We start from the raw sequence: 9,989 nt of genomic DNA, 5'->3' as shown, positions 1-9,989 counted from the left end.
TCGGCCAGGGCGGGCGCGGGAGCGGCACGTGTCCGGCCAACCCGCGCAGGGGGACAGGTCCTGGCGGGTCGGATCCCGGGAGCGGGATCTGTCGGGACCGGACCGGCTGGCCGGTTGGTTGGTCGGGTCGGCGGGCGAGCGGGCGGCCCAGCTGACTGACTGACTGTGGGTCGGCTGGTCGACCGGTCAACCNNGGCCGAGGGCGAATTCGAATCGCTGATCGAAGCTGTCGGGGCCGACGTACGGCAGGACCTCGGCCAGGGCCGGGTAGTCGGCGGCCGGGGCCTGGTCCGGGTGGAGGGCCGGTGCGGTTTCCTGGGCGGCCTGCTGTTCCTGGGTGAGGCCCAGGGTCAGGTAGAAGATCGACCAGTGGGTCCAGGCGGCCGTGCGCGGCGAGTGGCCGGCCGCGAGCAGGGTGGCGATCACGGTGTCGGCGTAGCGCAGCGTGTGCGGCTCGGCCGCGAAGACGCCCGCGACCATCCTGGCGGCGTCACGGTGGGAGAGCAGTGCCGTGCGGCAGCGGCGGCTCAGTTCCCTGAGCCGGTCGGGGAACGCCTCGGGCAGCGGCTCGTCGAGACAGTGCGCGAGGAGTTCGTCGGAGGCGAGTTCGAGCAGGCGGCCCTTGCTGGAGGCGTGCCAGCGCACGGTGTTGTGCTGCACGCCGAGCCGGGCCGCGACGGCGCGCATGGTCACGCCGTCCAGTCCGTGCTCGTCGAGGGCCGCCAGCGTGGCGTCGACGATCTCGCTCCGTGTCGTACCCATTCCAATGCGCCTCTCCGGTCGGCTCGCGCGCTCTGTCGCGCCAACCCCTGTTGTCCAATGGACAATTCTAGGGCATGCTCGCTCTTATCCATTGGACAAGAGCGAGAGGAAGTGATGGTCATGCTCGACGTGCTCATCGCCGGAGCCGGTCCCGTAGGGCTCTGGCTGGCCGCGGAGCTGCGCCTGCACGGGGTGGAGGTGACCGTCGTGGAACGCCGGGCGGCACCGGACGGACGGTCGCGCGCGGTCGGCATGCAGGCCGGCACGCTGGACACCTTCGCCACCCGCGGACTCGCGGAACGGTTCATCGAACGGGGCACCCCGGTGCCGACCGGTCACTTCGGGGCGGCTACCACCAGGCTGGACTTCTCCACGATCGGAGCGGTGCACCCGTTCATGCTGGCGCTCGGCCAGTCCGTCACCGAACAGCTCCTGGAGGAGCACGCGGTCGCCGTGGGCGCCCGGGTGCTGCGCGGGGAGGAGATCGTCTCGCTCACCCAGGGGCCGGACGCCGTCGAAGTGGTGATCCGGGCCGGCGGTACCCATCGGACCGTGCGGGCCCGCTGGGTGGTGGGCTGCGACGGCACCCGCAGCGCGGTGCGCCGGGCGGCCGGCATCGACTTCCCCGGTCGGGACACCACGCTGACCGGGTGGCTCGCCGATGTCGAGCTCGACGACCCGCCCACCGCGCCGCTCGCCGCCACCGGCCCCGCCGGGTCGATACTGGCGGCCCCGATCGGCGACGGCGTCCACCGGCTGGCGGGCCTGTCCACGGCCACCATGCACCGCGGCACCGGTGACCCGCTGACTCTGGAAGAGGTACGCGAGCAGACCCGGGTGCTCCTCGGACGGAACCTGGGCATGCGCAACCCCCGGTGGCTGTCGCGCTACGGCAACGCCACCCGCCAGGCCGCCCGGTACCGGTCCGGCCGGGTGCTGGTGGCCGGGGACGCGGCGCACATGTTCTTCCCGGCCGGCGGGCAGGGCATGAACCTCGGCATCCAGGACGCCACCAACCTGGGCTGGAAACTGGCCGCCACCCTCCAGGGACGGGCGCCCGAGGGACTGCTCGACAGCTACGAGACGGAGCGCAGGCCGGCCGCCCGCGCCGTCATCGACAACACCCGTGCGCAGCTCGCCCTGTTCGCCGCGGCGAGCCCGGAGCAGATCGCGCTGCGCGAGGTGTGGTCCGCCGCGCTGGCCGAACCGCGGACCAACCGCCAGTGGGCCCGTAGGATCGCCGGCTTCGACGACCCGCTGCCCGCCGACTCCGCACCCGGCGCGCACCCGCTGTACGGCACGCGACTGGCCGGCCTCGCCCTGGAGGCGGCCGAGGCGCCCACCGCCCACCCGTTGATGTACCGCGGCCGACCCCTGCTGCTGGACCTCGACGGGACCCGGACACCGTGTTCCGCGGACGGTCTCGAACAGCGGGCGGTCACCGTCGACACCGAGGCGTCGGACCGGATCTGGCGGGGCGTCACCGCCGTTCTGATCCGACCGGACGCCCGGATCGCCTGGGCCGCCACCGACACCGACCCGCAACGCCGGGCCGAGGACTGCCGCACCGCTCTGCGCACCCTGTGCCGCTGAGCGTGCTCGATGGGCAGGCCCGCGGGACGGCACCGGCTCATCAGCGCGGTGGGCCGGTCCGGGGTACCGGTCGGCTGAACCTGGCCGACGGGACACGTTGCCAGAGGGGGCCGGGTGGGTTGTCGTACAAACCTGCCGCGCCGCCCCGCACGTTGTGAACCGCCAAAGTCCCCAGAACGCCCCAGGGCGAGCCGACTACAGACGGCGCGTGAGCCGATCGAACCGCCCCAAGGACAAGCTCGCAGCCCACACCCCTCAGACCGCCCTCACCGAAACGCATGTCGACATGCCGACGTGCCGATCCCGGTACGTCGACATGCCCGGGAGGGGACCAGGGCCACCGCGGCCCCCTCCCGACCCACGCGCACGGCTTCAGCCGAACCCCCACCGGCCGGGACTCTCGCCCCGGCCGGCCGCAGGCGTCAGGCGTCGATCCGCGACCGGTCCAAGGTCGCCGCCGAGCCGGAGATGAACTCCTTGCGAGGGGCCACGTCATTGCCCATCAGGAGGTCGAAGACCTGTTCGGCGGCTTCGAGGTCGGAGAGGTTGATGCGGCGCAGGGTGCGGTGGCGGGGATCCATGGTGGTCTCCGCCAGCTGGTCGGCGTCCATCTCGCCGAGGCCCTTGTAGCGCTGGATGGAGTCCTTGTAGCGGACGCCCTTGGTCTGGAACTCCATGAGCTTGTCGCGCAGCTCGCGGTCCGAGTACGTGTAGACGTACTTGTCCTGGCCCTTCTTCGGCTGGACGATCTCGATGCGGTGCAACGGCGGCACCGCGGCGAAGACACGGCCGGCCTCGACCATGGGCCGCATGTAGCGCTGAAACAGCGTGAGCAGCAGGCAGCGGATGTGGGAGCCGTCCACATCGGCGTCGGTCATCATGATGATCTTGCCGTAGCGGGCCTGGTCGATGTCGAAGGTGCGGCCCGAGCCCGCTCCTATGACCTGGATGATCGCGCCGCACTCGGCGTTCTTGAGCATGTCGGTCACCGACGAGCGCTGCACATTGAGGATCTTGCCGCGGATCGGCAGCAGGGCCTGGAACTCGGAGTTCCGCGCCAGCTTGGCGGTGCCGAGCGCCGAGTCGCCCTCGACGATGAACAGCTCGCTGCGGTCGACGTCGTCACTGCGGCAGTCGGCGAGCTTGGCCGGCAGGGACGAGGACTCCAGGGCGGTCTTGCGCCGCTGGGCGTCCTTGTGCTGACGGGCCGCGACACGCGTCCTGGCGGCGGCGACCACCTTCTCCATGACGACCCGGGCCTGGGCAGCGGCGTCCCGCTTGGTGGCGGTCAGGAACGCCTTCAGCTCCTTGGTGACCACCTGGTTGACGATGCGACGGGCCGCCGAGGTGCCGAGGACCTCCTTGGTCTGGCCCTCGAACTGCGGCTCGGCCAGGCGCACGGTGACGACGGCGGTAAGGCCCTCCAGGGCGTCGTCCTTGACGATGTTGTCCTCGGCCACGCGCAGCATCTTCTTGGCGCGCAGCACGTCGTTCATCGTCTGGGTGAGGGCCTGCTCGAAGCCGGAGACGTGAGTGCCGCCCTTGGGGGTGGCGATGATGTTGACGAAGGACCGCAGATTCGTGTCGTAGCCCGTGCCCCAGCGCATCGCGACGTCGACGCCCAGTTCGCGGGCGACCTCGGTCGGGGTCATCTGGCCGTGCTCGTCCAGGACGGGGACGGTCTCCTTGAAGGTGCCCTTGCCGGAGAAGCGGAGCACATCGCAGACCGGCTTGTCGCCCGCCAGATACTCGCAGAATTCGCTGATGCCGCCGTCGAAGCGGAAGGACTCCTCGCCCTTGCTGCCACCCTCGCCCAGGCCGTACTCGTCGCGGACGACGATGGTCAGGCCGGGCACCAGGAAGGCGGTCTGCCGGGCGCGCTGGTGCAGCGTGTTCAGGGAGAGCTTGGCGTCCTTGAGGAAGATCTGCCGGTCCGCCCAGTAGCGCACGCGCGTGCCGGTGCGCGACTTGGGGATCTTCTTGGTCTTGCGCAGGCCGCTCTTGGCCTCGAACTTCGCGTCCGCGCCGGCGCCCGAGAAGGCACCCGGTACGCCGCGCCGGAAGCTGATGGCGTGGGTGTTGCCGTCGCGGTCCACCTCGACGTCGAGGCGGGCCGAGAGCGCGTTGACCACGGAGGCACCGACGCCGTGCAGACCGCCGGAGGCGGCGTACGAGCCGCCGCCGAACTTGCCGCCCGCGTGGAGCTTGGTCATGACGACCTCCACGCCGGACAGGCCGGTCTTGGGCTCCACGTCCACGGGGATGCCGCGGCCGTTGTCGCGCACCTCCACGGACGCGTCGTCGTGGAGGATCACCTCGATGTGGCCGCAGTAGCCGCCGAGGGCTTCGTCCACCGAGTTGTCGATGATCTCCCACAGGCAGTGCATCAGGCCGCGGCTGTCGGTCGAGCCGATGTACATGCCCGGACGCTTGCGCACCGCCTCGAGACCCTCGAGGACGAGCAGGTGCCGCGCGGTGTAGTTGGAACCGTCGCGGTCTGCTCCTGCCAGCAGCGCTGTGGACGGCACGGACGTATCGGCGGTCACGCGGTTCGCTCCTCGCTGAATTTCAGGTTGCCCCCTTCTGGGTAAGGGGGAGGCTTCAGTTGCCCGTCAGAGGGTACCGAGGCCTGGTAGAGCCGGTGTAACGCCACCCTCGTCGGCTACTCAGACTAGTCCAGGCTCGCATACGTGTTCGATCCCTCGTTGGGGTGAAGTGCATATCACGTTCCCTTGGAGGCATGAACCATTTAGGCTCCGGGCACGTCCTCATGAACAACCGGCAAGCCAGCCGGGAGGACCGAGATACTAGACAGCGCGAACCCGTAAGCATCCCCAACACGCACTACGGCACATTCGCCGCCAACCGGCAGCAGACAGCCGCCCCGGAAGATTTTTTCCAGGAAAAGCCACGAGCGGGAACGTTTTCGGGCTGGTTGGATGTTGACCCTGGTACGACAGCTCGTCGAGCTAGAGAAGAGGCGACGTGACTACTGTTCTGACCCCCGCGAGCCCGCTGACGGCCGCTGATCGCTGCGACCGCTGCGGCGCCCAGGCATACCTGCGCGTCGTCCTGCTCAGCGGCGGAGAGCTGCTCTTCTGCGCCCACCACGGTCGCAAGTTCGAGCCGGAACTCAAGAAGATCGCCGCTGAGATACAGGACGAGACGGAGCGGCTGACGACCGCGCCGAGCACCGCTTCCGAAGAAGAGCACTGAATCTCCTACGGACGACGAGCCAGCACCGGCACAGGCCGATGCACGGGCGGCCGCTCCTCCCCGGAGCGACCGCCCGTGCTCATACCCTCATCACCCCCGCGCAAGGCCCTCAGGAGCTCCTGAGGGGCCTCTCGCGGGCTTTTGTGGGCGCTTTCCCGTCGCCGCCCGTCCCGAGGGCGCGTACGACCTCGGAGACACGGGTGTAGACGCCGGGGCTCCCGGCCCGCCCGCAGCCGCTGCCCCAGGACACGAGCCCGATCAGCCGCCCGCCGGCCACCAGCGGGCCACCACTGTCCCCCTGACACGCGTCCGGGCCCCCGGCGGGCTCTCCCGCGCAGAGCATGCTGGCGGCCCGGTAGACGCCGTCAGGGCCGCCCGGATAGGCGCGGCCACAACGGTCGTCGGCGAGCACATGCACATCCGCGGCATGGAGCCGGTGCGCGTAGGCACCGCCACCGGTCAGGTCGCCCCAGCCGGAGACCAGGGCCTTGGTGCCCGGCGTGTAGGCCGGGTCGCCGGGTCCCGCCATGGCGATGACCGCGCTCTGCGGCAGTGGCTCGGCGAGCGTGACGACGGCGAAGTCGCCGGAGTTCGTCGCGCTGTCGAAGCCCGGATTGACCCGGACGTCCCGCACGGCGATCTCCTGACCCCCGTCGGACAACAGGTCCGTGCGGCCCGCGATGACCTTGAGGTCGCGCATGCGGTCGGGCGGCGCCCCGAGGACGTCTTCGTTCATGCAGTGGGCGGCCGTGAGCACCGTGGTGCGGGCGATCGCGACACCACCGCAGAACTGGCCCGCGCGGGTGCCTCCGAACCGGTCACGGCTGGACAGCGCCACCGTCCACGGGGCCTGCGAGACATCGATGGGGAATCCCCCCACGACCACACTCCGGACCGCCGTGGGCGCCGCCGGGGACGCGCTCATCAGGGGTATGGCGGTGACGGTGGCCGCGAGGACGAGCGGCCGGATCAGTGCACGGCCAAGGGAACGGCGCATGTCGACTCCTCACTCAGGGTGGTAACTGGAAAACCCAGAGTGATCCACATGGTCTCCGCTCGCAGCACGAAGGCCCGGCTCCCACGAGGGGAGCCGGGCCTTCGGTGTCGTACGACCGGCTCTGTGGGCCGGACCGCGGACTAGTCGAGGTAGTCGCGCAGCACCTGGGAGCGCGACGGGTGGCGCAGCTTCGACATGGTCTTGGACTCGATCTGGCGAATGCGCTCACGCGTCACGCCGTAGACCTTGCCGATCTCGTCCAGGGTCTTCGGCTGGCCGTCGGTGAGGCCGAAGCGCATGGAGACGACGCCGGCCTCGCGCTCGGAGAGGGTGTCCAGGACCGAGTGCAGCTGCTCCTGGAGGAGGGTGAAGCTGACGGCGTCCGCGGGGACGACGGCCTCGGAGTCCTCGATGAGGTCACCGAACTCGCTGTCGCCGTCCTCACCCAGGGGGGTGTGCAGGGAGATGGGCTCACGGCCGTACTTCTGGACCTCGATGACCTTCTCCGGGGTCATGTCGAGTTCCTTGGCCAGCTCCTCCGGGGTGGGCTCGCGGCCCAGGTCCTGGAGCATCTGGCGCTGCACACGGGCGAGCTTGTTGATGACCTCGACCATGTGCACCGGGATACGGATGGTGCGGGCCTGGTCGGCCATGGCGCGGGTGATCGCCTGACGGATCCACCAGGTGGCGTACGTGGAGAACTTGTAGCCCTTGGTGTAGTCGAACTTCTCGACGGCGCGGATCAGACCGAGGTTGCCCTCCTGGATGAGGTCCAGGAAGAGCATGCCGCGGCCGGTGTAGCGCTTGGCCAGCGAGACCACCAGACGGAGGTTGGCCTCCAGCAGGTGGTTCTTGGCGCGGCGGCCGTCCTCGGCGATGATCTCCAGCTCGCGCTTGAGCTTCGGGGCGAGCTTGTCGGCGTTCGCGAGCTTGTCCTCGGCGAACAGGCCGGCCTCGATGCGCTTGGCGAGCTCGACCTCCTGCTCGGCGTTGAGCAGGGGGACCTTGCCGATCTGCTTCAGGTAGTCCTTGACCGGGTCGGCGGTGGCGCCGGCCGCGGCGACCTGCTGCGCGGGCGCGTCGTCCTCGTCCTCGTCGGACAGGACGAAGCCCGCGTTCTCGGTGCCCTCGGGCTCGTCGCCGACCTTGGTGTCCTCAAGGACCTCGTCCTCGAGGACCTCGGCGTCGTCCTTCTTGCCCGAGGTCTTCTTGGCCGCCGTCTTCTTGGCGGTGGTCTTCTTGGCAACCGCCTTCTTGGCGGTCGTCTTCTTGGCCGCGGCCTTCTTGGCGGACGAGGCCTCATCGGCGGGATCGGCCGGGGTGGCGGACGCCTCGGGGGCGGCCGTGGTGGCGGTGGCCTTCCTGGTGGTCACCGTCTTCGCCGCGACCGTCTTGGTGGCGGTGCGCTTGGCCGGGCTCTTCGCTGCGACGCTCTTTCGGGTGCGCTTGGGCTCTGCTGCACTGACCATCAGCGTCACACCCTCTTCCTCAAGAATCTGGTTGAGGCTGCGCAGTACGTTCTTCCACTGAGTGGCCGGAATCTGGTCAGCTTCGAAGGCCCGACGCACATCGTCGCCGGCGATCTGCCCCTCAGCCTTTCCCCGCTCAATGAGCGCCATGACAGAGACGGACTCGGCGATCTCCGGCGGGAGCGTACGGGATGTGCTGGCCGACACGAACAACCTCTCGGAACGTTGGAAAACGGCTTCCGGCACCGTCCACTGCGGACGGGAACCGACCACCGGCCTGGGGATGGGCCGACGGCGCGGGCGCGGGCCGGGAAGATGCACAGCGCCATGTCTGGCGTCCGTATTCCCTTCGCGGCTGTCACCTCTTAGGTCATCGCGCTGTTCCCATGAGTGTTACGCCCATTCTGCGTGGCCCGAGTCACACCCCGTAAGCGAACAAAGACGGTCAGACATGGGCAAAAGATATCGCCCGCCGCATCGCCGGACCCCGCCGGGCTCCTGAAGGGATCCGGCGGGGTCCGGCGACGGCGGGTACGACGATCTGCACCCGGGCCGACGCGCCATGGGAACCGCGGGGACGCCGCACACCGGCGACCGCACCGCCCGCGGGGCGGCTTCATGCTCGCGCGGGGCGGCTCAGTGCTCGCGCGGGGCGGGAACCACCCGCTCCACCTCGGGGTGCGCCGTGAGCAGCTGGCGCATAGCGGCCTCCGCCGCGCCGCCGTCGCCGGTGCCGAGGGCGTCGACGATCCGCGCGTGCTGGGCGAGGGACGCGTCGTTCGGCCGGTCGCAGGCCGTGACCGGGCCGCCGGAGACCTGGAGGGCGGCGCCGACGATGCCGGAGAGGTGCTCCAGCATGCGGTTGCTCGCGACCTGGATGAGCAGCGCGTGGAACTCGGTGTCGGCGCGCGAGTAGGTGAGCGCGTCGCCCTGCGCCATGGCGTGGCTCATGATCTCCACCATGTCGGACAGGCGCTGCTGCACCTCCTCGCGGCCGTGTCCGGCGGCGAGACGGGCGGCGAGCGGCTCGATGGTCCAGCGCAGCTCGCTGAGCTCGCGGCGCTGGTCGTCGCGCTGGGGGCCGAAGGCCCGCCACTCGATGATGTCCGGGTCGAGGAGGTTCCAGTCGCTGACCGGACGCACCCGCGTGCCCACGTTCGGCCGGGCGCTGACCAGGCCCTTGGCCTCCAGGACGCGGAGGGACTCGCGGACGACGGTGCGGGAGACCTCGAAGCGCTGGCCGATCTCCTCGGGCACCAGCGGGCGGTCCGCGCCCAGGTCGCCCGAGACGATCATCTGACCCAGCTGCTGGACGAGTTGGCCGTGCAGCCCGCGGCCGCGGTTGCCCGCGGGCCGCCGGCCGACCCGGCCCAGCTCGGATTCGCCTCCGTCCCAGGCGGGCGTTCCGACGCGATCGCCCACCGGGGCGTCGCCGTAGGAGTAGCGGTCGAGTTCGCCCGGACCGACCAGACCGGAGTCGGTGGAACGGGCGGCGGTCATCATGGTGTGCGCAAGGGTACTCACGGATCCTTTGTCGGCGTCGCTTCCAACTCCCTTGAGGTCTTTGGTGAAAAGCACACGAAAGGGTGATCGCTCACCCCGTCGCAATTGACGCCTTATCGGAAAGAAACGAGCTACCCACGGGGAGTTGTGGGCACAAGCGGTATCAGAACCGTAAGAACCCCGGTCATCAGGCCCTGGCGCGCAGGGTTGTGAACAGATACGCGCACAGCAGTGCCGCGAGGGACAACGCCATTGCGCCACCTACGGGTTGGACGAGCAGTCGTGCCACCGCGAGCAGGTACCGGTCCCCTCCGAACGGCCACTGGAGCAGGAACACCTCCCGCATCCGCGACGGGAGATCGGCCACCGTGCGCTCGGCCGGACCCCGGAACGCCGTGTGCATGAGGGGAACGACGGCCACGGGTACGGCGAGGACGGCGGCGAGCCCG

Annotated in this window: 7 protein-coding genes and 1 pseudogene; 2 read left to right on the top strand and 6 right to left on the bottom strand. The window is 70.0% G+C overall.

From position 1 onward, the window contains the following. Positions 1-186: 186 nt before the first annotated feature. Positions 187-687, bottom strand: a complete 501-nt coding sequence (locus CCN72_RS14670) for a TetR/AcrR family transcriptional regulator C-terminal domain-containing protein (RefSeq protein ID WP_425276147.1) — start codon at positions 685-687, stop codon at positions 187-189. A gap of 195 nt (positions 688-882) precedes the next feature. Here CCN72_RS14670 and CCN72_RS14665 point away from each other — a divergent pair, with 195 nt between their 5' ends. Beyond that, positions 883-2,355 carry an FAD-dependent monooxygenase gene (locus tag CCN72_RS14665; RefSeq protein ID WP_086807907.1) on the top strand — a complete coding sequence of 491 codons (1,473 nt, stop codon included), beginning with the start codon at positions 883-885 and terminating at the stop codon, positions 2,353-2,355. A 422-nt stretch (positions 2,356-2,777) separates the two neighbouring features. On the opposite strand, the gene CCN72_RS14660 is transcribed toward CCN72_RS14665, so the two are convergent. After that, on the bottom strand, positions 2,778-4,901 hold the full coding sequence (locus CCN72_RS14660; RefSeq protein WP_086807905.1) for a DNA gyrase/topoisomerase IV subunit B: 2,124 nt from the start codon (positions 4,899-4,901) through the stop codon (positions 2,778-2,780). A 439-nt stretch (positions 4,902-5,340) separates the two neighbouring features. On the opposite strand from CCN72_RS14660, the gene CCN72_RS14655 reads away from it, so the two are divergent. Beyond that, on the top strand, positions 5,341-5,571 hold the full coding sequence (locus CCN72_RS14655) for a DUF7455 domain-containing protein (protein ID WP_037654102.1): 231 nt from the start codon (positions 5,341-5,343) through the stop codon (positions 5,569-5,571). A gap of 109 nt (positions 5,572-5,680) precedes the next feature. Here CCN72_RS14655 and CCN72_RS14650 read toward each other — a convergent pair whose 3' ends face one another. The 4 genes and pseudogenes from CCN72_RS14650 to CCN72_RS39970 all read right to left on the bottom strand — a co-directional run. Continuing rightward, positions 5,681-6,568 carry a serine protease gene (locus CCN72_RS14650; RefSeq protein WP_086807904.1) on the bottom strand — a complete coding sequence of 296 codons (888 nt, stop codon included), beginning with the start codon at positions 6,566-6,568 and terminating at the stop codon, positions 5,681-5,683. 140 nt (positions 6,569-6,708) lie between these two features. Beyond that, positions 6,709-8,244: an RNA polymerase sigma factor gene (locus CCN72_RS14645; protein ID WP_085568788.1), complete on the bottom strand. Its 1,536-nt coding sequence runs from the start codon at positions 8,242-8,244 to the stop codon at positions 6,709-6,711. Positions 8,245-8,673: 429 nt separating this feature from the next. Then, the gene (locus CCN72_RS14640) at positions 8,674-9,561 is read right to left on the bottom strand and encodes a FadR/GntR family transcriptional regulator (RefSeq protein ID WP_078967281.1); all 888 of its coding nucleotides are present in this window, start codon (positions 9,559-9,561) and stop codon (positions 8,674-8,676) included. A gap of 166 nt (positions 9,562-9,727) precedes the next feature. Beyond that, positions 9,728-9,989: pseudogene (locus CCN72_RS39970) on the bottom strand (ABC transporter ATP-binding protein); the annotation flags it as partial.

This window comes from Streptomyces murinus (genome assembly GCF_002154555.1).
GTDB lineage: Bacteria > Actinomycetota > Actinomycetes > Streptomycetales > Streptomycetaceae > Streptomyces > Streptomyces murinus.
This window is presented reverse-complemented; position numbering and strand designations above follow the sequence as displayed.